This is a genomic window from Photobacterium minamisatsumaniensis (assembly GCF_050336695.1).
Taxonomy (GTDB): Bacteria; Pseudomonadota; Gammaproteobacteria; order Enterobacterales; family Vibrionaceae; genus Photobacterium; species Photobacterium minamisatsumaniensis.
The window spans coordinates 1-23,795 of record NZ_JAKJSI010000065.1 but is presented as its reverse complement, the minus strand read 5'-3'; the positions used below and the strand labels follow the sequence as shown (position 1 = coordinate 23,795).

Sequence of the window (23,795 nt, the reverse complement as noted above, 5' to 3'; positions counted from 1 at the left end):
AAGGCGCTAACAGCGCCTTCTTATTTAGGTAAAAAATAATGTTGAAACGATTAATTTTCCCTGTTGTTATCTTTTTAATTTCAACGGCTATTTTGTGGTTCTCGCCTTCAGTTAGTGAAACTTTTCGCCCTGCGGCATACAGTAACCAAGTATTTGTAAAAGCAGAAGTTCTAGAGGTTTTAACTGAGAGTACTCAATCCGATCATTTAGTACCTTCAATTAAGACAGGCCGTCAGCGGTTAATGGTCGAACTGCTCGACGGTGATGAGCAAGGAAAGCAAGTTGAAGTCGAGAACCAGCTAAGCCGGCTACACAATGTTTATGTCCAAGAAGGTGATAGATTTATCATGCTGATCCGCGAGCAGGCGGGTCGTACAATCTACTGGCCTTTTAACCATGACCGTTCATCGGCGGTGTATTGGATGATAGGGGTTATCGTAGCTTTAACGGTATTGCTTGCTGGTATTCAAGGCGTTAACTCTGTTGTGTCACTGTACTTTACCGGTGCATTGCTGGTCGGTGTGCTAATACCGGCATTGTTTGCGGGAATGAACCCAGTGTTGGTGACTATTGGGCTAATGGCAATTAAGATCATTGTGAACTTTTTGCTTGTTGCGGGTTATAACAAAAAATCATTGGTTGCGATGTTAGGAACGCTTGCGGGGGTTATTGTTGCTGGCGTGATGGCGCAAATCTTTGGTGAAATGGCGCAGTTAAATGGCTTATACCTTGATAAAGGTGAAGACTTGCTTTATCTAGGCGGGCAAGGGCAGATACAAGTTCGCTGGTTATTGTTTGTTGCCATTATGATATCGGCTTTGGGGGCAGTTATGGATGTCGCGATCTCAATGGTCTCGTCTTACCATGAGCTACGTGAAGCATCACCAGAGCAGTCTGAGAAAGATCGCTTGCTGGCAACGGTTCGAATTGGGCGTGATATTTTAGGCACAATGACGAATACCTTAGTATTGGCTTTTGTTGGCAGTGCACTCACTACCATCATGATGGTCTGGGGTTTTCAAATGCCGTTGATGCAGTTTATGAATATCCCCGCGTTATCACTGGCGATGATCCATGGTCTTGCGGGAAGTATCGGGTTGATCATGACTGTGCCTCTTACTGTGGTTATTGCCAGTGTTATCTACCAGAGAGACGCTAATTAAAAGAGAAGCGCGGTGTGATTTACACACCGCGCTTTTAATATTTTCATTAACTCAGTTGTGTAACTTTACCCCATAAACCCTAGGTTCATAGTGCTAAAGTTGGCAGACGTCGTAGGAAATACCGTTTCTACCCCAGTATTACTGACCCCAAACCATGTCGCTAATGTAGCAGCCATTTGTTCGTGCGCTAAGGTTGGAATGAGCCTCCCTTTACCATTATCGTCAGTACTGCCAACATTGAAGTCGGGGTAAGCGCCGTAGCAGCCACCCAGTACACCACCACCCACGACGAGTTGATTACTTCCCCAGCCATGATCCGTACCGTCGTTACTGTTGTTGTACATGGTACGACCAAAATCTGACATGGTAAAAGCGGTGACATTGGGCTGGTTGGTACCAAGGGCGCGAGTAAACTCGGTTAATGCCGTATCAAGCTGAGTATACAGAGACTCATGCCGTGGTACTTGGTTGGAATGAGTATCATAGCCGCCTTGGTTAACAATAAACACCTGACGACCAACGCTGCCCGATGCTATTGATGCATCAATGATGCGTTTAACCGCCGATAGCTGCGCGCCAAGTGAGCTGTTACGACTGATGGTAGGGTCGAGCGGTGTTGCTTCAATCAGTGAGCGGAAGTTGTTATAGGGGGTGAGGAAGTCCTCATGCTGTTTGAGGTACTGCTGATGAAATGGCGATAGATATACCTCATTAACCATCTCAGTATATTCGCTTTCGAGTGTTGAAGAATCATTAAAAGCGTTAACTCCTGCAACAGAACCCTGCGTATTGGTTCGTAGATCACTGACATTGACCCCTGATAGCCAACTATTACCGCCAAGCGATACCAATTCAGGGATCACACCACCTTGAGCAAGTAAATCCATCAACAAGCCCCCCCAGCCAAAGGCGGCATAATCGTTATTATGCCAAGCACTCTCCCACGCATACTGCTGTTTGGAATGGTTGAATAATCCGGTTGGGTTGGGAGCACCGCTACCCGCTGGGCCGACAAGGGGACCAATATTGATTAGCCCAGCAGCCATGCCTTCTTGGAACAGCGATTGTAGTCCTGGCATATTAGGGTGTAGACCAATTGGTACGCCATTGTTATCTGTTTTTCCTGTCATCAGCAGGTTGGCTTTATCTATTGCGATATTAGGGCGACGGGCAGCATACCTGCCGTACATATCATCATCACCCGCCATCACCATGTTGAAAGAGTCATTACCACCACGTAGGAATACGCAAACAAGCGCTTTATAGTCTGTTGCTGCATAGGCTTTATTACTGAGCGTAAACGCCATTGGTAGCGTACTTGCCCCTGTCATCAGGGCACTGTGTTGTAAAAATCGACGTCTCGATAATTTCATCATCATTACTCCTGAATTTGAAATTCGGGTGACATAGCTGCCATCCAGAAAACTTTGTACATGTTGTTATGATTGCTTTTTGACATTGCATCGTAAATGTCGCTTAAGCGCTGCTCTAACTGCGGTGTTAACTCGCCATCAAAGAGTGTGTTGGCGAGTTGGTCAAGAAAACCCTGTTTGTCATCGGCTGTCCAAAGTCCGGTAAATGCAGAGTAATTCAGAATAAGCCGATTATCGGCAAGCCCTGTTACATCGCCATCAAGCGTTGTGTCGCTTTTTAGTTTGCGGTAAATAAGGTTAGATAAATTGGGTATTTCAGCAGAGGTATATAACGCAAACTCGGGGCTAATTAGGTTGTTATCTTCGAGTGGGCCACTAGGAGTGTAATTTGCGGGAAAGAAGTTGAACACCGAAGGTGCGCTTAGTGGACCTTGTGAAAAGCGGTGACCCTCTGGGGAGTATTGACTGTCGTACCCATAGCCGAGTGAAGTATCACGGTGGTGTGGGTAGTTATCACCCATTTCACCATTAAATGCGCGATATAAAGCTGCGGTAGTGAGAATTGGCTCACGAGCTTTAGATACGGTTATTGGGTCGAAGTCATAAGGTTGTGGATCGGTGAGAATGGCTATTACCACAGCACCGAGATCACCTTGGGTACTATTAAAGACCCTAGCAACACGATCAACATAATTTTTGTCAGGGTTAGATGTCACCAGTTGTTTGATCAGGTGCTTACTAACGAACACTGCCGTTTCACGTCTTGTCACCAAAATATTAAGTAACCTTTCAAGCTCTTCATCGGCAGTTTCATTTCCGGGGAAGTTTTTACCTAGAATGCGCTTGGGCTCAGAGTCGTGGTTTTCAGCGGTGACCTCCATCGGACTCAGAAGGCCGTTAACCTCATCCCAGCCAGTAAATAGCCTTGCGAGCTCTTGAACATCTTGCTCGGTATAAGCTGGAATGGGCGCGCCAGTTTCTTTATCCTTCTTGGTGGCCCCTCTATAAGACGTTTTCCATTCCCCTAAAGAAAATAACTGTAATAATTCACGGGCATAGTTTTCGTCTGGGTAACGATTTTGCTCTGGATCTGGCGGTAGGTTTCCTGCCATTGTTAAGAATCGTCCCATTGCGGGCGAGTAGGTGACATCACGCATTAAATCTTTATAGGTTCCGAACGCATGCTGTACCAGAATATCGTAATAAATGGCCAACCCCTTGGCGCGGTCATCGCCCGATAGCCCTGCATCGTTTTGAGATACAACAACCAATTGACTTAGTGCGAAAGCGACTCGTTGGCGTAATTGGTCATCGTTATTGAGGACTATTCCCCACCATGCATTACCACGATAATTACGGTGCTCTTGAATACCTCCACCGATCTCGCCACGGATAGTTTGAACACGTAAATACTCATCGAGATGATAAGACGGTGGTAGGGCTATTTGTTCATCAACCCACTGCTCGGCTGTTTTTCCTGTTAGTTCATTGATAGCCGTTTGTGTAGGACCAAATGTCCCGCGCTCTAATAGCCGGGAGGCATTTTGGAAATCGAGCGGAGGAGCTATATCAATTAGTTCAAACTGTAGGCTATAAGTATTATCCGGACTCCAAAATATATTTTCAGTTGTTGATTTTATCGGAAGAATTGTGTCATCAGCTTGCAACTGGCCAATAAGCACATTTACGCTTGTGTTATTAATGCATTGAGCAATATGAAATGGCCACTGTGATTTTCGGTTATGCCTTTTCTTTTCGATTTGGCATTCAAATTTTTCAATAGTGTTACCATCTTTAATTACTTTTACATCAACTGAGTATGGGAAGTAGTTGTAGTTTATTGCTCGAGTGACGCTACCATTGTCAATCAAATCAACAGCGTTTGCATTTAATGCAATAATTTGAAAGAGTAAAAAGCCGATAGCATTCCTCAAAAATCGAACATTTTTGAAAAACATCGTGTTTACTCCATAGTTGTTTTAAATCAATATGTTATTGTATTGTTCTTCCTTGATGGAATTACAATGTTTGTTTGCTAGCTATTAGCCCTGAACGAAATAGGACTATTAATTAACTTAGCAAAGATTTATTTGTAATTAAGTTTGAGGTGTTATTGRTGACCTATTACTAGGTGTTTTATTGGTAATCTGTGAGCTTTATTCAGAATAGGAGAGAAATGGAAGAGGTAACTTCCCTTTTGGGAATATATCAGCTTCATATTTAAGCTGGTCACAGAGGTTGATATATTATCTCTTTCAAGGGTTAAAGTGATAAATATAATTGCGGTCAGCACCTTAATGGGTACTGACCATAATATAACCTCAATGTTTTAGTCAATAATTTGTCGCTTTATGACTAAAACTCGGCATTAACCTGAAATGTCATTCTTTCATGGGTGATAGGGTGATCCAGAATTAAGGTTTCGGCATGCAAATGCAGACGTTTTTCTTTCTTTCCGTAAAGATCATCACCAATAATTGGCATCTGTAATCCCATAGGGTGTGCACAGTGAACTCTTAGCTGGTGAGTTCGGCCTGTTTTCGGGGAAAGGTAAAGCTTGGTACGGTTATCTTTACGCTCAATCACTTTCCAGGTAGTTTCTGCAGGCTTTCCGTGTTCAAAACAAATTAGTTGGCGTGGTCTATCGTCAAGATCGCCACGCATTGGCAGTGAAATACGACCATCATCTTTTTCTAGTAAGCCATCAATTAAGGCAATGTAGCGTTTTTCTACTGTGCGTTGAATGAATTGCTTCTGTAAGCTCTTGTTCGCGCGTTTGCTAATCGCTATCACCATCAAGCCAGATGTCGACATATCTAAGCGATGCACAATCAATGGGCCAGTTGCATCGGGAAATAGCTGCTTCATGCGGAAGTAAACAGAGTCTTCGATGGTTTTGCCCGGAACGGATAAGAACTCTGCGGGCTTATGTACAACAGCCATATCATCATCTTGGTAAATGATGTCAACGGTTTTGCCTTCTGCTGGGTTCTTCAGTAGTGGGTTCTCATCCACCTCTAGCCCTTCAAGCATATGGGTTAAAATAGGCTGGCACTTGCCTTGGCAAGCAGGGTAGAAGTTTCTGTGCTGCCTGATAGATGACTTAGGCGGTAAACCCCACCAAAATTCGGCAAGTGCGAGTGGTTTCAGTCCCCATTTGTACGCATATTGCAACAACTTCGGTGCTGCACATTCTCCAGCTGCGGCTGGTGGAACACCTTGGGTAGTATTGGCAAACAATTCACCCAGATTTTTTTCTTGTCCATTGGCATTAAGAAAGCGGTATTGATCAAACAGTTTTTGCTGTAGCCCTGAAGACTGTGCTTTACGAGCAGCTTTTAGCGGCGTGATTTCCGCAACAATCGTATCGAGTTCAAGTTGAATTGTCGTGATACGAGCTTCCCAATGCAGCTTTAAATCGCGAAGTTGTAGTTTTTCAATCACACTTTCTTGGCTTAATTGCTGTTTTAGTGCTTGGCGTTCGGCCTCGGGTAGCTCAGCCGAAGCCGTACGCTTGGCTTTTCTGATCTTACGACCTTCAACCATATTGCTACGGTGTAGCTTCAGTGCATCATCACTTGATTGTTTTTCTTGCTTCAAGGTTAAACGAAGACGAGTTAATGCAGGGTTGGATTCCAGCGCTTCAATTTGAGCGTTAATCTGATTAATTTCGGCTTGTTCTGCTAAAAAGAAACTGTCTTCTGCCAACATGTCAAAAACGGGTGGCACAAAATGCGGTAGCAGATTTCTATCGGCCATTTTACCGGAAAACGCAGAGATGTAGCCTAGCTCGCCTTTAGTGTTTTCGACTAGCAGTACGCCAAACATTTTACCTATGGCATTTTCTATTTCGCCTTCTAAGCCGAAGTTATGCTGCCATTCTGATTGCGTGTGTAAATGCTGTTGTAGCTCTTCGGCGGCCAGTAGGCAAAGTGGGTGAGGTTCATAGTAAAACGGGTAGGTGAACCGCTCAGGCAATGTGTATTCATCAATAGAAGTGTTAAACGGTGTAAAACAATGGGCTGGGCTGTGCATATGGTGATCTATATAAAACGTTGAGCCCTAAGAGCACAACGCTTCATGGGCATTAAGGCGGCAATTCTAACTGTTAAGCGCAGTAAGATCACTACTCAATACTTTTAAGTTGGTAAGGTATTGATTCTATGGTGCGTGTATTTGGGTTTTACGGTGTTGATTAATATGAAACAGATGGAAGGTAGATGCTCCCAGTATGAATAGATAAGCACTGAGAGCATAAGCATTTCAGCTTAGAACATATAGGCTAAGCGGTAGATCAAGATATCACCGTAACCATCTGCACCAAGTTTGTTGTAATAGTAGCGGTACATTAACGTGGCATTGATATCATCGGTAATATTCCAGCCTAAGTTAAGGCCGCCATTAATACCGGACTCACCGTTATTGTTTTGTGCATAGTCATCGTTTCTTAGAAATTCAACCTCTGTCCAATTGCTCAGTAATAGTGACTGTCCAAAAGCTTCGAAAGCATAGCCTGCGCTCCAGCCTAAAGTAGCGCCATTAAACCCGTTGCTATTCGTTGTTTCAGCAAATTCGTTATAAACAGTCGTGTAGTTACCTGCTAGCCATGGCGTAAACCACCAGCCATCTCCACCAATACCGACATAACCGAAGCCAAGGAAGTTGTTAGTCTCTTTTATTTCTTTACCTTGGGTGCTATAAACTTTGGTAAACAAGCTTAAGCCGGAGTCCCCCAGATATGTATGGGCTTGTAAACTCATTGTCGCAGTTTGTTCTCCTGAGTCACGATCAAGGCCTTCGAAATCATAAAAACCAAACACTTCGCCCCACTCAAAATTAAAACCGCCTTCAATACCAACGAGTGATTGTGAAAAGTCGCTTTCGGTAACACCGTGCCCCCAAGCTTGGTAATCGTAATGAATATTTCCCCAGCCTGAATAGGTATCAGCCATTGCGGCGGATGATAATAATGAACCAAGTAGAACTGCTGATTTTAATATACGTTTCATTAGTAAAGCCTTTATTAATAGTACTTTTTAGGTGCAGAAAACCGCACTTGGCGCATTTACGCCAAGTGTGAATTGTTTATTAGATACCTCGCTTGAGGTATCTAATAGATTTATTGGGTAAGGGTTACATCATTGATAAGAATAAGCCGGTCAGTGCTGCATTCATAAGATTTGCAAGGGTTGCTGCTAGAATAACTTTGACACCCATCGAGGCAATAAACTTTTTCTTTTCTGGTACGATGGTACCAAGTACACCAATCATAGCGGCAGGGGCTGACAGGTTAGCAAAACCAGCTAGTGCCATGGTGATAACGGCTTGTGTATGAGGGCTTAGTGTTTCACGTACTTCCGAAAAGCTCATGAAAGCGACGAACTCGTTTAGAACCAGTTTTTGGCCTAAAAAGTTACCAGCAATTAAAACCTCATCAAATGGAATACCCAATAGTGCCGCTATTGGCGCAAACATAAATCCGAAAATTTTCTGTAGGGTTAGGCCTTCAATGCCAACAAGGCCAAATACTGCGCCTAACATACCGTTAAACATTGCTATTAGGGCAATTAAAGCGAGCAACATGACACCAATAGAAGCTGCCATCTTCAGACCAGTGAAGGCACCATTAGTTGCTGCTTCAATGATATTGATTGGTTTCTCTTCATCATCGTATATGTTGAGGTTTACTGTTGCAGGTTCATCGGTTTCTGGGTAAATGATTTTAGCAAACAGTAACCCTGCAGGCGCTGACATGAATGCAGCTGCAACGAGGTATTTAATCTCAATGCCCATACCTGCGAATCCAACTAGCACAGAGCCTGCAATCGAGGCAAAACCGCCTGTCATCAGAGCAAATAGTTCTGATTTTGTCATTTTAGGCGCATATGGCTTCATCATGACAAAGACATCAGTGTTACCAATAAAAATATTAGCGGCAGCAGCTGTTGATTCCGCCTGAGAGGTACCTAGTATTTTTCTGACCGCGAGACCGATATATTTTACGACTCGCTGCATAATGCCCAAATAGTAAAGTACTGACATTAATGAGCTAAAAAATATGATGATAGGTAACACATGAATAGCAAAGATGAACCCTGAGCCATATGCCCCTAAATCACCAAATAAAAAACGAATCCCTTCACCTGAGTAATCCATGATTGAGCTTACAGCACCCGATACACCAATGAGGATTACTTGACCTGCTGGAACAAATAGAATGAATGCCGCTATTGAAGCTTGCAATAATAAAGCAATAGAAACCGTTCGGTAATTGATTGCTGAACGATTAGATGATGCTAAAAAAGCGATGCCGAGCAATACGACTATACCGACTAATATTATTAACGTTTGCATTAGTAGTTAAGCCTTAATCAGTGTTTGGAATAAATCGACAAATAACTCATCGCGCTCGATAAACTTGATGACGCGTATTGGGTGGCGTTGTAAATCAAAACTCCACGTTAAGTTATCGTTGAGAATTGGGGATGCGCAGAACGTTGGGGTGTACCAGTTAGCATTGAGTAGATAACCGACAGGGGCAATATCCCAAATTACTTTACGATTGCCAAAGCCTATCCACGGGCATTTTGGCGCTTCTTGGGCTAAGTAATCGCCAATGTCACTAGTACCTGCTAGATAGTGTTGAATTTCTGGTACTGAACTTGCGAGAGTATTAGTTACGCCCATGCACGGGAATAGTGTTAAAGCGACACCTGAATCAAGTAAAACACGGCTTGCATCAATATCTTGCAGTAGATTAAATTCTTCGGTATTTGGCCAATCAAAACTATGTCCGCCCAGCCATAACACGTGAATTTTGTGAATAATACTTGGGTCAGCAAGTAAAGCATGGGCGATATTGGTTGGAGCACCGATACTGATAACTTGCAGTGTCCCTTCGCATTGATGGGCACGCTTGATGAGGTCATTTACCGCTGGAGATAGTTCTGGTTGTTCACACTGTTTTACGTACTTAGTCGAGCCTTTAAAAATTGGAAGTGGGTTAGCGATTGATAAACGCTCTAAGACACGCTCAATTTCTTCAAAGCTGAGCGTCATGCCTACTTCAGGATCTGATACTGCTTCGTGAGTGTCGTTGAACATCGAATTAGTAAAAGGAGCCGCATAAATCGCTTGTAAGTCAATACGCTCGGAGTGTAGCAATGCCCATGCGATGGCAAATTGATCATCAATTTCATTGAAGGTATCGCTATCTATTACTGTTGGTACCTTGCCTGAGGCAGGAGTATCTAGCAATGACATACGTTGGGTGAGAGTGAGTGTTGGAAAAGTTACGTTCATTACATGATCTCCTGTGATTGCATTCTAGATTCTACGAGTGAGGCTTCAGGCATATTTGATGCGCCTTTGCGTTCTACTGCCAGTGAAGCAAACGCAGAGGCATATTTAACGGCATACTCAAGAGGTTTACCGTTAGCTAGGCTCGCAGCAAGCGAGCCATTAAATGAGTCACCAGCTCCACTGGTATCAGTTACTACAGCTTTAAAAGGGGGAAAGTGGCGATGGTGTTCACCATCAAAAAGTAAAGCGCCGTTACTGCCCATTGTCATGAGTACAATGTTTGTTCCCATTGTATGAATAGCTTCAGCGGCTTTTTTGGCTGAAGCTAAATCAGTAACTTCAATGCCTGATAGGTCTTGGGCTTCTGTTTCATTAGGGGTGATGATATCAATCAAGTGCATGATTGATTTCACATCTTCAACGTATGGGGCAGGGTTGACGATAACTAATGATTGAGTCGCACTGGCGCATTCGATTGCAGCTTTAGTTGCGCTGAAGTTATTTTCAAGTTGAGTAAGGAATACTTTGCTCTCTTGAATAAGCGCATACTCTTGATCCAGTTCTTGTTCGGTAATTGTGAGGTTGGCACCTAGGTCGATTGCAATAAAGTTTTCGCCACTATTTCTAGAGACAAATATCTGTGCATTGCCTGTTGGTTTACTCTCATCTTCAAATACGGTAAATGAGTGGATATTGGTGCTGGAGAAGTAATTTCTTGCCTTTGTGCCAAATTCATCTTTGCCAATTTTGACGCCAAGGTGGACGGCATCGCATACATTGGCGGCAGCTGTCGCTTGGTTTGAACCTTTTCCACCTGCATAGAAGTTGGTGGAAAGAGAATGGATAGTTTGTCCTTCTTTAGGGAAGTTGGCGACCTCAGAAACAATATCGATATTGAATGAGCCAAGTATGTAGAGTCCAATGTGATCTTGTTTAGCTGAATCAGTCGGCATGTTTTCTTTTTGATATTTTTCCGACAGTGTTGTCATTATCGTTTTCATTCCAACCTGCTTAAATAAGTCTGCTTTGTTAACGTTTACGAGCTTGGCACCGCCGAAATAGAGCTCGGCAATGCCCAGTTGTTCTAATTGCTTTAAGTCTCTTCGGATGGTTCTATCTGTTACCTTTAGTTGTTTAGCCATGTCATTGACCGATACCTGCTTCTCTTTCAACAAAATTGAACGAAGAGTATTAATGCGTTGTTGTTTGAGCATGGTGCCTCCTGAAGATGCTGAGTATTTTAGATAGAAGAAGGGAGAGAAACCGATTCACTTCACACAAATTAAGTATAACTTCGGACAGGCTATGTCCGAATTGAAATATCCTGCAATGTTTAATGAATACGGTTGTGTATTTAAAATAGGAGCGATAAAGGTGAGGAGTTAATCGCCCCTGAATCCCTTCTATCGGTATAAGTAAGCCAAGGTCTGAGCCCCGTTAGGAATACGAGGCTTATTAGTACGTAGATAATACGGTGCGGTGATATTAAGTGGTGTGGGTCGGTTTAATATCGTAACGTAGCTTTAGTACTCGCTGGAAGGTTAAGATTAAGTACGCCTTATCATTAATTCAGGTGCTAAGCGTATCGGTGATGGCGATTGTGTATCGTTTGCCCATAATGCTTCTAAATATTGAAGGGCTTTTTCTGCGATGGTATGAACGGGTTGAGCAATAGTGGTTAGTTGATAACCTTGCCACGATGCCATCGGCACATCATCACAACCGACAACATGCAGCTGCCCGGGTATATTGATACCATTAACTTGGTTACAGCTGTCGATTAGCCCGAAAGCTAATGCATCCGAAGCACAGAACGCTCCCTGTAATTGTCGTATCTCTTCACTATGGCGTACCCCGACCTCAAACCCAGCACTGTAACCATAGCGGCCAGCAATAAATATATTATGAGTATTTACGCCTGCGAACTCTAATTCAGCACGAAAACCATCATGGCGAGCATTAGAGGCTTCACCATCTTCACGGCCTGCAATATAGCCCAGTTGTGTTAGCCCTTTTGATAAAAGGTACTTAGCCGCTAATCTTCCTGCAAGGTGGTTATCAGTTTGAATGGATGGGATCACATGCTGTGGGTCAGAGCGCCCCAATGTTACCAAGGGTAATTTCAATTTAAGGCATTGCTCGAAGCTTTGTGTTGGTAACGAACCAGCAACGGCAATGACACCATCCACTTGATAGCCAGATAGCCTTAAAATTGCGGTATCAAGATCTGTCTCGTTATTAATGTTGACGAGCACGGGCATTTTATCGCTGTTTTGCAATGCAGCTGAAAGCACTTCAAATAAGTAAGACTGATAAGGATTAGAAAAATCACTTATCAATATCGCTACAAGATGGGATTTGGCCTTCTTCGATGGTGTACTTAATGTACGGGCAAATAAATTGGGCTGATAACCTAACTCTTTTGCCGCATCAAGTATGCGGGCTTTTTGCTTAGGGGCAATGCTAGCCCCTTCAGTAAAGGCCCTCGATACCGAAGAACGAGAGATCCCAAGGTGGTTTGCAACATCAGACGCTGTAACTTTTTTCATACTAATCAATCAGTAACTTTTTCAAAGGCGACGTAGGAGGAAACGCATAGATTGGGCCAGTGTGTTTGAAATAGGGGGCAGTATCAAGGCCTGTTTCGTTGCAGATAACTTGAGCCGCCATTGCATCCCATACATTGACTTCACCGACATAGCACCCATCAAGCTCGCCGCAGGCAACCTGAGTCAGTGACCAAGCTGCAGAGCCAGACATCCGAATTTGATGACCGTTGTCTATCATACGTTGTGTTTTTAGAATGAAATCTTCTGGTATACCAGCTTGGTAATTTAAATTCAGTCCAATGACTAACTCGCTATCACCATTATCTTTCACTTCGAGGCGTTTACCGCTTTCAAAGCAACCTTCACCACGTACAGCGTAAATGGTTCGACGATGGGCTGGCGCACAAATGATACCAATGGCAGGACCTTGTTCATCCACAAAAGCCATGCTGATAACGAAATCGGCAATACCATATAAAAAGTTAGTGGTGCCATCAATTGGGTCGATGACCCAGCATGGTGGGGTTAGCTCCCCGCCAGACTCTTCACCGAGAAAGTGGTGAGAAGGAAAGGCTGCAGACAATGATTGTTTAATGAAGGCTTCAACATTACGGTCAGCTTCTGTTACCCAGTCTTGTAAGCCTTTTGACTCTCGAACGTATTCATCTCGTTGTTCAAACGCCGCTAAGGCTACATGGGCTGCTTGTTCACTGATAGCTAGCGAGGTTTTTAAAATCTCATGCAACATTGGTTTGGGCCTTTGGGTTGTGGAATGTTTTAGTACTCATTGACGCCGATGCTAATGACAGGCGAAGACCGTCATGAGCGACAGAGGTATTTGGCTTCGATTCACATTGACGCTTAAGTTCAGCGCGGTATTGCGGGTCTATATGATAAAGGAAACAATGTGTCTCAGTGGTAAAGGGGAGTCGGCAAATATCTTGCCAAGCACCGTGGCTCTCATGTGAAAGTAGGTATTCACATTCAAGAAAAGCAATGTCTGCTTGAACCGCTAACGCTTCGCCTTCCGAGGTTAACCGCCCATCTCCCGAATAAAAGAAAGCGTGTCGATCATTGCTAAGATAAAGGCTTAGGTTGTTAACAGCGTGCAGAGTAGGGCTTGTTTTTGCCGACCATGGTCCTATATCAGTAATTGTGAGTGAATCCACCCATTCACATTCAAAATTAAGGCTGGTTTGTGGCCAACTGGCAAACTGTAATAATGACTTAAAAATAGGCCACTGTGTTTCTTGACCGATAATGGCAAGTGGCTTCGTTCTGCCCTTTGCGTTCATCCAATTAACGAGGGTTGTTAGCCCTAGGCAATGGTCTGGGTGGGCATGGGTCAGGTATATCGCGTCAATGGAATCTTCGTTCATGCAAGGTTTATTAGCCCCCGCGTCACCAACGTTTTTGTGGGCTCTTCTGGCTAAAACTTCGGCAAAAAAAGCCTGTGGAACAGTTGGTCCACAATCAATCAATAAGGTGAAGTTATCTTGCGTTACCAGCATTGAGGCATTGGTGTTTACGCTGTCGTAGGCATCCCCACAGCCAAGCATCTTAAGCTGCATTTAACGCCTCGCTTGCGTTGTCGATACGAAGATCATTAGCATCAAACCAATGTTGAATTGATTGCGATAAGCTAATTGGGATCTCGTCACCAACCTGAAAGATCTCTTGCGACTCGATAGTAAATTTCTGTCCAGCAATCTTGCCATAATACAGACGTGCATGACCTAGCGGTTCAATGACTTCAACGGACATTTTTGCATCAAAATGAACATGATCAACCGCGACTTGGTTAGGTCTGATTCCTAGTGTAATCGGCCCGTTGTAAGCAATAGTATTGGTACTGTTAAATAGCCCTATTTGGAAGAATTGGTCTTGGTTGTTACCTTCAAGGAAGTTCATTACTGGCGTGCCAATGAACGAAGCAACGAAGCGATTTTTTGGCCGCTGGTATAATTCTTCAGGTGCACCAATTTGCTCAATGTTTCCTTGGTTTAGTACAACGATGCGATCAGCCAGTGTCATTGCTTCAACTTGATCGTGGGTGACATAAATCATTGTTGAATTAAGCTGCTGGTGGAGTTGCTTTAGGTAAATACGCATTTCACCCCGGAGCTTGGCATCGAGGTTTGATAGGGGTTCATCAAACAAAAAGAGTTCTGGATCGCGAACAATGGCTCGCCCGATAGCAACGCGTTGTCGCTGTCCGCCGGATAATGCACCCGGTAAGCGCTCGAGGTAAGGTTCGAGCTGGAGGTTCTTGGCGGTTTCTGCGACTTTTTCATCAATAATGCTTTTGCTCATTCCAGCCATTTTTAATGGAAAGGCCATGTTTTTCCTCACAGTCATGTGTGGGTAAAGTGCATAAGATTGAAAAACCATAGCGACTTCACGCTCTGAAGCGTGAACATGATTTAGCCTTCTGCCGTTAAGTGAAATCTCACCTTTGGTAATCGATTCAAGGCCCGCAATCATTCTTAGCAGTGTGGACTTACCGCAACCTGAGGGGCCGACAAATACCACAAACTCACCGTTATTGATGGTCAGGTTTATATTAGGCATGACAACATGGTCGCCGTAGGCTTTCGAAAGATTTTTAATTGTTAACTTAGTCATTATTTAAGCCCCATTGAGAAACCACGTAGAAGAAACTTTTGCATGTAACCTGCCAGAGCAAGCATTGGTAGCGATGAAATAATGCCAACCGACATTAGCTCTCCCCATGCTGTGCCATCTTCCGTCATGAAATTTGAGATGAATAAAGGAATGGTGAATTTATCAGGTGTGTGGATAAACAGTAGTGAGAACAAAAACTCGTTCCAACCTAAGATGATCGAAAATATTGCCGTTGCGACCAAGCCGGGAGCACATAGCGGAAAGACAATATAGGCCAATCGCTTGAATAAATGTGCACCATCCATCGACCCTGCTTCTTCTATTTCGAGTGGAATATCACGGATAAAACCAAGCAACATCCAAATACAGAATGGCAATGTATAGATTTGATACGACAAAATCAGTCCCAGCTTACTGTTGAGAAGGCCGATTTGGTTCATGAGTGAATACAATGGGATTGCGACCACAATCGGCGGCATCATTTTGATAACCAGAACCAATAATAAAAATACGCTGTCGAGCTTTGCTGGAAACGAATAACGTACTAATCCATAAGCAGAGAAAAAGGCGATTGTTAAAGAGACTGCTGTTGCACATAGCGCAATGACGACTGTGTTAGCGACTAGAGTTGTGACATTCCCTCCCCATAAATTCGAAAAGGATTCAAAACTTATTTCGCTGGGAAATAACTGAGTGCTGGCCATTAGAATTTCATTTTCAGGTTTAAACGCTGTGCCAAACATCCAAATAATGGGCAACATAAACAGGCCAACGGCGGAGTAAACGAGGAAAAGGTGTAGATAGCGAGGCATTACTTTTTACTCCCAACAACTTTTTTTGCGTAGAACATGGTCATAGCAATAGAGATCATGAGCATGACTAAAGCTGCAGCGCTGGCCATTCCCAAGTCGAAAAAACGAAAGCCATATTTATAAACAAACATCGACAGAGTCTCAGTGGCATTACCTGGCCCCCCACCAGTCATGACATAGACTTTGTCGAACAGTTTGAAGGTATCAATAGAGCGGAGCAGCATAGCCAGCATCAGTTGTTTTTGGATTAAAGGAAATGTGATGTAAGCAAAAGAGCGAAACCCTTTTGCACCATCAACCATTGCAGCTTCGTGAATATCCTTAGGAATAGACTGCAAACCCGCAAGAATGATCAGAAAGGCCATAGGGGTCCATTGCCAAGTGTCGACTAAGGCAATGGCATAGAGAGCAAGGTTCGGATCGAATAGCCACTCCATAGCGGGTAGGCCTATTTTTACAAGGACGCTATTCAGTAAGCCAAAATCGTAGTGATACCAAGAGCGCCAAATAGAGGAGCAAACCAATGTAGATAGCATCATTGGGTAGATAATCACGGGTAAAGCAAAGCGGCGCCCGGGGAATTGACGATTAAATAGTAGCGCCAGCCATAAGCCTAATAATACTTGAGCGGTTGAGGCAACAACTGTGAAAACGAAAGTGTTTTTTATGGCACTGATAAAAAAGAAGTCATCGAATAATTCAATAAAATTGGCCAAACCAACAAATTGATATTGTTTATTCACATAGTCAACATCGCCGAATGCATTAATTAATACGGTAGCGATAGGGTAGAGTGTCAACAAGCTTAAAATAACCAACGCCGGTGATAGCAGTAACGCCAGTTGTTTACGATTTTCAAATAGCATGATAAAACCTGATATCGGCTCTGGCATACAGCACTGTGTTTGCCAGAGCCCGTTTTTATAGCGAATAATTGATCAGTTACAAGTTCAGTAGCTGAACGATGCTACCTATACCCTAATAGTACGGCTGATACGGCGTTGAGCCTGTTTAAGCGCTTGTTCCGCAGTCATTTGGCCCATCATAGCCATTTGTAAAAAGTCACCGAGGATACTTTCGACTTCTGCCCAATTTTGAATGCGAGGGCGAGCTTTGCCTGTTTTTAGCGCTTCGACCTGTTGTGGATACCAACGGTATTTAGCGGTTACTGCATCATCGAGATACACACTTTGACGCGTCGGTGGCATACCATAATCAAGGGCTAGTGTTTTTTGAATTGCCGGGCTGGTGGCAAAGGCGATAAAGTTCTCGGCTGCCTGCTTATTGGTAGAGTCTGCAGGTACGGCAAGTTGCCAGATACCTAGCATGGGTGACGGTGAGCCGACTTCTGCTGGTGGCGCCATGATTTCCATATCACCAACTACCGTTGATAACTCAGGGTTATCCAAGTTAGGTACCCAGGCTGGCCACACTTCAATCGCCATTGCAGCTGTGCCTTTTTGCAGGGAATTACGCACTTCATCGGCGTTGTAAACGTCAACACCACGAGGTGCGTACTGCTTCATTGCTAAGAAGGTTTCTAGTGCTTGTATCGCTTCTGGCGTATTGAGCGTTGCATTACCTTCACTATCAACGACATCAGCACCATAACCCCATAAAATAGGCAAGAAGCCTGTGACGATAGGGTTGCCTTTCACACCGCGAAAAACTAATCCGCTATTATTTGTATTCTTATCAATCTTGGCAGCTGCGGATAGTACATCTGACCATGTTTGTGGTTTCGATAAATCATGCTTACTGAATACGGCTTTGTTCCAAGCAAACATCGCTACATTACCGACCATCGGAATGGCATAAGCATTGCCTGTTGCATCAGGGTAACGACCGATATCAAAGGGTGCTTTTACAAAATCAGGATCTTCAATTGCTTCAGAAAGAGGGGCTAGCCAATTATTAGTTAGAAATTCAGGCGCCCAAGTATCATCCATTAAAACAACATCGTAGTTGCCTGTTTTCTCGCGCATAGACAGTACAATACTTTCGTACAGGCCGCTGCTCGGTCGTTGAACAAGCGTAATATTAGCGTCAGTATTTACTTTTTTATATTCATTAACGATGTGCTGAAGAGCTTGTCCGTAGCTGCTATCGCGGCCCGCGATGACCAATTCAGATGCTATTGATGTCATTGATGTACTGAGAAGTGCTGCCGCTACGAGTGTTCGTTTAAACATGACGAAAGTCCTTGTATGTAAGTTTATTTGCACGCGCGTTCAATTCAATATGACTAATCTAAATTCGAAAGATGTAAATTACGTGACAAAAAGATGAAGTTGATAATAATTAACTTTCAATGGCGCTCTAGTCGTGATCTTTGTATGAATATTGAGCGTGTTTAATTTAACGATCACTAAAATGCAATTATTCCCTTATTAATATTGCACTCGCGTTCAATATTAATTTAGGAGGAAGCATGAAAACGCAAATTTGGTCAAATACTATAATGCTAATGGTGCTTAGCATTATTATGACGATGTCACCGCAAGCACTGGCGGCATGGAATTGGTATGCAGATGGATTAAACGATACTGTTAAATATAATGAAGCCTATTGGTCTCGGCCACATAATACGTTTGAAAATAATAAATTCTCATCCTTGGGCGATGCACTGAATCAAGGCTATCGGGCGGTCGAGCTAGATGTTTTTCCTAAGCCTGGCTATGAGAAAATATATGTATCTCATAGCTATACCAGCCCTACAAACAATAAATGTAGTGGAAGTAAAGAGTTCCTTGATTGTTTGAGAGATATAAAAGGCTGGAGTGACAGTAATCCAAATCATGACGTGATAACACTTCAGTTGGATATGAAAGATTTCATTATATCGCCTATGTGGAATGACAGGGCTCACCGGTTAATGGTGTCTAATATTGAATCTGTGTTTGGAAGTAAGTTATATAAGCCCAAGAACCTAAAAAGCTACACTGGTTATACGAGCTTACGTGAAGGTGTTAAAAATACTGGCTGGCCAGAATTAGGGCAGTTGCGGGGGAAAATTATTGTATTTGGGCTTGCTGGGCCTATCGGGTCGAAGAACCAAACACAATCTAGGATGATTGACACTGTCGGCGGCGATAATATGCCATTATTTATTTGCCCTGAGGCTACAGCTCCCGAGCACTTTAGCGCGAGTAAATATGCTAATGGGTTTAGCGGTAGCTCATACTCGCATAATAATCAGTGGGTTATTTGCGGTAATACGAGCGATGGAAAATACTGGGCGACCTTGGCTGCGGAGGCGAGTAAAAATAATCAGTTAATGGCTATTTGGTCAGGGAATGAGAATGCGTTTGATCCCTATGATAAAATGATGCAAGCCGTTGGCTGGGGGGCGACGATGATCAGTCGTGAAACATCAACGACTTACGGAAATAAGATCCCTCTCAATGGTAAACGGAACTCGATGCCTACCCACTTTATGATACAGAATGTTAAAAGCAATCTTTGTGTAGATGTATCTGGAGCAGGGACGAGTAACGGTACATCTATTGTTCAGTGGCCATGTGGTGGGTATGGGCATCAAATATTCTTATATAGTGATGAGTTTCAATTACGAGCGTTACACCACCCGTCATATTGTTTAGACCCAGAAGGTAAGTCAGTAGGAAATAAGCGAGTATTATTGTGGAATTGTGGAACTCAGAAAACACAAAAATGGACATTGAGTGGTGATAACGGTGGGATGTTATTACAAAACTCAAATCAAAACTATACGATGGCAGTAAGTGCAGGTTCGACAGCGGCAGGGGCTGAAGTACTTACGTATCAGCGTTTAGGTGTGCCGGATCAAAATTGGCGTCTTATTCCCGTTGAATCAAGCTTTATTGATTGGCGTAATTACTAGTACTATCTACGTTATTTAACAAACTAAGTATTGTTAAATAAGTAATCAAGGCAATCGACGTTAATTTGTTATCTCGTACTCGACGGTTGCCTTGAACTCGTAATTCAATAAATTACATCATTGGTACCAATGACATAATCAGCAAATTCGCCATAGAATAATTAAACCATCTCACGCGAATTGGGTCTTGCAGGAAGGTCTGTAGCTGTTTACCAGCCACGGTCCATATGCTCACGCTAGGGATGTTTACGATAGCAAAAACAGTTGAAATAATGATGATCCCATACCAATCGTTGCTCGTGTTATACACGCTGATGGTAGTGAGAGCCATCGTCCAGCCTTTTGGGTTTATCCACTGAAAACTGGCAGCTCCAAGAAAACTCATAGGCTTGTAGTTGGGCGTATTTGCGCCGTTCGAATTACTCATCGCAATTTTAGCGGCTAAGTAGAATAGGTAGGCAATGCAGAGAACTTCAAGTGTTTGCTGAATGATAGGGTAAGCGTTGAAGAGCCCTGTTAAGCCAATTCCGACCAAAATGACCATGAAGCTAAAACCAAATATGATTCCTAGCATGTGAGGAATTGTTTTAAAGAAGCCGACGTTAGCGCCAGAGGCCATGAGCATAATGTTGTTAGGCCCAGGAGAAGCTGTCGAGACAAAAGCGAAAGTTGTGAGGGCAATAATTTGTTGGTATTCCATGGCTTGCTCATTTAGTTGTGTTTCATTACGTTGTATATTAATTCAGAGTTGAGTGAATATTGTGTTTATATTTGCTTTGAAAATACTAATTTTGCAATGAATGAGCGTGATGGATAGATTTGACGAAAGAATATTGCTTGAGCTAAAAGGTGACGGCAGATTGTCAAACGTTGAGTTATCTCAACGCGTAGGGTTATCGCCATCTGCGACATTACGTCGGGTACAAGAACTTGAACGAACGGGGGTTATTACAGGCTATAGAGCAACGCTCGATGCGAACAAAATGGGGGTTGGGTTTGTTGCTTATGTGACAATTGGTTTAGCCAACCATAGTAAGCAATCACAAATTGGCTTTGAAGAGCACGTGATAGAAGCCAAGGAAGTAGTTGAATGTCATAATATTACTGGTGCGAATGAATACCTACTTAGAGTTGAGACGGCAGATCTATCGTCGTATAAGCGTTTTCATTCTGATGTGCTTGGTGAGATCCCGCAGGTTAATTCTATTTCGACGCTTGTTGTAATGGAAACCCCCAAAGATGACAGATGACAGATGTAAAAAAGGCATCATAAGTTGATGCCTTCAATTGTTTGCTTTACAACAATCTTAGAAAGGGTGGCTCTCTAGATTACGCGTCGTCATCACCAAAGCCGCCGAAGTCATCGCCGCCAAAGAAACCTTCGTCACCACCAAAGCCTGTGTCGCCCATGTCGTTGTTGGCAAGGCCATCATCAAAACCAGCATCACCAAAGCCATCGCTACCAAAGCCACTTTCTTCAAACCCTGCGTTACCGAAGCCGCCAGAGCCATCGGTGTAGTCAGACGCGAAGCTTGATGAGTCATCAAGGAAACCACCTGAACTGTCTTCTGCAGAAGCTAGGCCTTCATCCATACCAGACATATCTTCTGTTGGTGCGGCGTCCGCAGTATCAGCTGCGGCTGTTTCTGCTGCAGGGTCATCATTGTTGAACAGCGCATTGCTGATCATATTACCGGCGACCATACCGACAGCAACACTTGCTGCTGTTTGCATGAAACCACCAAACGCACTTGGCTGATGGCTAGGCTGAGGTGGTTGTGGCGCAGGGCGATTTCCACCCATCATTTTGCTTAGTGCGCCACGATTAGATTCTGTTTTATGGTGATCAACACATTTTTCGAGGTAGTCGTTTTTCTGTTTCAGTTCTTTTAGCGCCATTTCTTGGACCAATACGGCTTGTGTCAGCTTGTAAACAGCATCATTCTGCGAGGCAATCTCGTTGCCAATTAGTTGCTCTGCATCAGCGTCTTTGGCCTTGCTTGGGCTTTGCTTTAGCTTATTCGCAACATTTTGAATGAGTTCTTTTTCTTGTGGAGTCATTGCTTACCTTCTCTTAAATGTAACTATGCACTATTTAGTGCTTTGTTATTATGACCGCCATCCTAGCTCAGGGTTCATGTTTCAATCTGTAACCTTACGTTACTAAATGAAAAAATCCGGCGGAAGCCGGATTTTAAAGACAGTGTAAAGCGTTGGCAATTATTGTTTAACACCTTCCACGTGAAGCTCTAAATCAGCATAGCTCGAGTCACCCATGACTTGAATACCAAAGTCTGCTAGCTCAATACGGGTTGTGCCGCTAAAGCCTGCACGGTAGCCACCCCAAGGGTCATCGCCTTCACCGATAAATTTCGCATCGATTACAAGTGGTTTGGTTTGGCCATGTAAGGTTAGATCGCCATAAATTGCCATCTCACCATTACCTTTAGCTTCAACTTTACTCGAGGTGAAAGTTGCGGTTGCGTATTTCTTTACGTCAAGAAAGTCATCGCTACGAACATGCTTATCACGTTCCGCGTGGTTTGTATCAAAACTGGTGGTATCGACGTTTACCGTTACTTTTGAATCAGAAACATTCATTGGGTCGTAGCTGAAAGAGCCATCAAAGGTGTTGAATCGACCTTTAATATAGCTATAACCGAGGTGCTTGATCTTAAGGTTGATGGATGCATGTGCACCTTCAGTATCAATTACGTAGTCTGCGGCAGATGCAATAGTTGGTACCGATGCTGCAGCCATAATACCTAGTGCGATAAGATGCTTTTTCATTGTGTCTTTACTCCCAACATTTTTTTCAATGTGTTGTCTTTATTTATGAAGTGGTGCTTTAAGGCCGCAAGGGCGTGTATTGCTGCGAGTCCAATTAAGGTAAACGCAAGGTAGTAATGAACTTCACCGGCAATATCTGCTTGATCTGGGAAAAGCTCCCCAAGTGCCGGTACGCTAAACCAATCAAAAACGGCGATCGCTCGACCATCAGCTGTTGATATAAGGTAGCCGGATACAAAAATGCCAATCAGTAATAAATAGATGAAGGTGTGGGCAAGTTTAGCCGCCGCAATTTCCCATTTAGCGCCATCAATGGCTGGTGGTTTTGATATCTGCTTCCAAATCAAGCGAAATAGGGTGGCGAGGGCCAAGCAGATGCCGACAGATTTATGCCAATGCGGTACAGGTTTATACCACTGTGAATAGTAGTTCAGGTCGACCATCCAAAGACCCACAGCAAATAGCCCAATCACCGCTACGGCTGTTAACCAATGTAAGATAATCGAAAGCCAATCGTAGGTTTGCTTTTGCTTGTCCATGAGCATATTCGTTTGTGGTTAATACAAACAAGTCTAGTTTTTTTAGTGAATAACAACAGGCATGCTATTTGAACAAGTACATCAAATTATTTGAATAAACATGATTTCACAGGCTATGAGTGATTAGGCTGCTCATATAATAAACCACTAACGTTATGAGTTAGCGGTTTATTATGGTTATCACTTGTTTAGCGAAGTATGTTGTTATCGTGTCGCCAATCCATGATTGTCCACTCATTCATTTGAGCATGAAGTGCTAACGTGGGGTCGGGGTTAACAGCAAAAGGGCGATCGACAGCATTGAGTAATGGCAGGTCGTTAATTGAATCGCTGTAGGCGTAGCTTCCTTTAAAATCAGTATCTTGCTTGTTTATCCATGCTTTCATGCGGGTTACCTTTCCTTGCTGGTAGCTTAGCGTTCCCGTTGTATTGCCTGTTATTTTTCCATTGACTTGCTCAAGCTTGATTGCAATGGTGTCGTCGACACCAAGCATGTTTGCAATTGGCTTTACTAGGTGCTCGCCTGTCGCTGAAACAATAAGTACTTTATCGCCTCGCTTTTTGTGCCAATTAATACGACTTACGCCATCTTGGTATATCGCGGGTTTGATTTTTTGCTCAATAAACGTTTCTATTAAGACTTCCAACTTTGCACTATCTAAACCTATCAGTGGTTTTAGCGTCGCCCGCATGTAGTCTTTCATGTCCATTTTGCCTTTTGCATAGGCTTCCATGAATGTTTGTTCTTCTTTTAAAAGCGCTGAGCTTGCGATGTTTTGC

General features: G+C 43.4%; 22 protein-coding genes. 3 read left to right on the top strand and 19 right to left on the bottom strand.

The features are described from left to right. The first annotated feature begins 38 nt into the window (after nt 1–38). Complete coding sequence (locus L4D78_RS26495; RefSeq protein WP_428469705.1) at nt 39–1,163, top strand: YibE/F family protein; 1,125 nt, start codon at nt 39–41, stop codon at nt 1,161–1,163. 65 nt (nt 1,164–1,228) lie between these two features. Here the strand turns inward: L4D78_RS26495 and L4D78_RS26490 are convergent, their stop codons facing one another. From L4D78_RS26490 to L4D78_RS26425, 14 genes are all read right to left on the bottom strand, one after another. After that, complete coding sequence (locus L4D78_RS26490) at nt 1,229–2,539, bottom strand: DUF1501 domain-containing protein (RefSeq protein WP_428460024.1); 1,311 nt, start codon at nt 2,537–2,539, stop codon at nt 1,229–1,231. A 2-nt stretch (nt 2,540–2,541) separates the two neighbouring features. Beyond that, nucleotides 2,542–4,494, bottom strand: a complete 1,953-nt coding sequence (locus tag L4D78_RS26485) for a DUF1800 family protein (protein WP_428469704.1) — start codon at nt 4,492–4,494, stop codon at nt 2,542–2,544. Nucleotides 4,495–4,891: 397 nt separating this feature from the next. Next, complete coding sequence (locus L4D78_RS26480) at nt 4,892–6,571, bottom strand: RluA family pseudouridine synthase (RefSeq protein ID WP_428469703.1); 1,680 nt, start codon at nt 6,569–6,571, stop codon at nt 4,892–4,894. 233 nt (nt 6,572–6,804) lie between these two features. After that, nucleotides 6,805–7,545 carry an outer membrane protein OmpK gene (locus tag L4D78_RS26475; RefSeq protein WP_428469702.1) on the bottom strand — a complete coding sequence of 247 codons (741 nt, stop codon included), beginning with the start codon at nt 7,543–7,545 and terminating at the stop codon, nt 6,805–6,807. A 124-nt stretch (nt 7,546–7,669) separates the two neighbouring features. After that, nucleotides 7,670–8,890: a NupC/NupG family nucleoside CNT transporter gene (locus L4D78_RS26470; protein ID WP_428469701.1), complete on the bottom strand. Its 1,221-nt coding sequence runs from the start codon at nt 8,888–8,890 to the stop codon at nt 7,670–7,672. 6 nt (nt 8,891–8,896) lie between these two features. Next, nucleotides 8,897–9,838, bottom strand: coding sequence for a nucleoside hydrolase (locus tag L4D78_RS26465; RefSeq protein WP_428469700.1), 942 nt, complete (start codon nt 9,836–9,838; stop codon nt 8,897–8,899). Next, entirely contained in the window at nt 9,838–11,052 is a 1,215-nt protein-coding gene (locus L4D78_RS26460) for a ribokinase (protein WP_428469699.1), read from the bottom strand. The genes L4D78_RS26465 and L4D78_RS26460 overlap by 1 nt, the downstream gene beginning before the upstream one ends. A gap of 333 nt (nt 11,053–11,385) precedes the next feature. Further along, on the bottom strand, nt 11,386–12,387 hold the full coding sequence (locus L4D78_RS26455; protein ID WP_428469698.1) for a LacI family DNA-binding transcriptional regulator: 1,002 nt from the start codon (nt 12,385–12,387) through the stop codon (nt 11,386–11,388). Between the two features lies 1 nt (nt 12,388). Beyond that, nucleotides 12,389–13,135 (bottom strand): inositol monophosphatase family protein, encoded by a 747-nt coding sequence (locus L4D78_RS26450; protein ID WP_428469697.1) that lies wholly within the window; start codon nt 13,133–13,135, stop codon nt 12,389–12,391. Then, a complete protein-coding gene (locus tag L4D78_RS26445; RefSeq protein WP_428469696.1) occupies nt 13,125–13,958 on the bottom strand; it encodes an MBL fold metallo-hydrolase in 834 nt (277 codons plus the stop codon). Before L4D78_RS26445 ends, L4D78_RS26450 begins: the two co-directional genes overlap by 11 nt. Beyond that, the gene (locus L4D78_RS26440; RefSeq protein ID WP_428469695.1) at nt 13,948–15,012 is read right to left on the bottom strand and encodes an ABC transporter ATP-binding protein; all 1,065 of its coding nucleotides are present in this window, start codon (nt 15,010–15,012) and stop codon (nt 13,948–13,950) included. Before L4D78_RS26440 ends, L4D78_RS26445 begins: the two co-directional genes overlap by 11 nt. Further along, complete coding sequence (locus L4D78_RS26435) at nt 15,012–15,824, bottom strand: carbohydrate ABC transporter permease (RefSeq protein WP_428460031.1); 813 nt, start codon at nt 15,822–15,824, stop codon at nt 15,012–15,014. Before L4D78_RS26435 ends, L4D78_RS26440 begins: the two co-directional genes overlap by 1 nt. Beyond that, a complete protein-coding gene (locus L4D78_RS26430; RefSeq protein WP_428469694.1) occupies nt 15,824–16,690 on the bottom strand; it encodes a carbohydrate ABC transporter permease in 867 nt (288 codons plus the stop codon). Before L4D78_RS26430 ends, L4D78_RS26435 begins: the two co-directional genes overlap by 1 nt. Nucleotides 16,691–16,795: 105 nt before the next feature. Further along, on the bottom strand, nt 16,796–18,016 hold the full coding sequence (locus L4D78_RS26425) for an extracellular solute-binding protein (protein ID WP_428469693.1): 1,221 nt from the start codon (nt 18,014–18,016) through the stop codon (nt 16,796–16,798). Between the two features lie 239 nt (nt 18,017–18,255). Between L4D78_RS26425 and L4D78_RS26420 the strand changes: the two genes are divergently transcribed. Next, complete coding sequence (locus L4D78_RS26420) at nt 18,256–19,686, top strand: phosphatidylinositol-specific phospholipase C domain-containing protein (RefSeq protein ID WP_428469692.1); 1,431 nt, start codon at nt 18,256–18,258, stop codon at nt 19,684–19,686. Nucleotides 19,687–19,798: 112 nt separating this feature from the next. On the opposite strand, the gene L4D78_RS26415 is transcribed toward L4D78_RS26420, so the two are convergent. Continuing rightward, entirely contained in the window at nt 19,799–20,386 is a 588-nt protein-coding gene (locus tag L4D78_RS26415) for a LysE family translocator (protein ID WP_428469691.1), read from the bottom strand. Between the two features lie 109 nt (nt 20,387–20,495). Here L4D78_RS26415 and L4D78_RS26410 point away from each other — a divergent pair, with 109 nt between their 5' ends. Next, the gene (locus tag L4D78_RS26410) at nt 20,496–20,936 is read left to right on the top strand and encodes an Lrp/AsnC family transcriptional regulator (RefSeq protein ID WP_428469690.1); all 441 of its coding nucleotides are present in this window, start codon (nt 20,496–20,498) and stop codon (nt 20,934–20,936) included. Nucleotides 20,937–21,015: 79 nt separating this feature from the next. Here the strand turns inward: L4D78_RS26410 and L4D78_RS26405 are convergent, their stop codons facing one another. The 4 genes from L4D78_RS26405 to L4D78_RS26390 form a co-directional block, all read right to left on the bottom strand. Beyond that, nucleotides 21,016–21,747, bottom strand: coding sequence for a DUF2076 domain-containing protein (locus tag L4D78_RS26405; protein WP_428469689.1), 732 nt, complete (start codon nt 21,745–21,747; stop codon nt 21,016–21,018). A gap of 159 nt (nt 21,748–21,906) precedes the next feature. After that, entirely contained in the window at nt 21,907–22,476 is a 570-nt protein-coding gene (locus tag L4D78_RS26400) for a YceI family protein (RefSeq protein ID WP_428460037.1), read from the bottom strand. Then, the gene (locus tag L4D78_RS26395; RefSeq protein WP_428469688.1) at nt 22,473–23,015 is read right to left on the bottom strand and encodes a cytochrome b; all 543 of its coding nucleotides are present in this window, start codon (nt 23,013–23,015) and stop codon (nt 22,473–22,475) included. Before L4D78_RS26395 ends, L4D78_RS26400 begins: the two co-directional genes overlap by 4 nt. A gap of 188 nt (nt 23,016–23,203) precedes the next feature. Next, on the bottom strand, nt 23,204–23,795 hold a 592-nt coding region (locus tag L4D78_RS26390; protein WP_428469687.1), incomplete at its 5' end, for an HAD family hydrolase.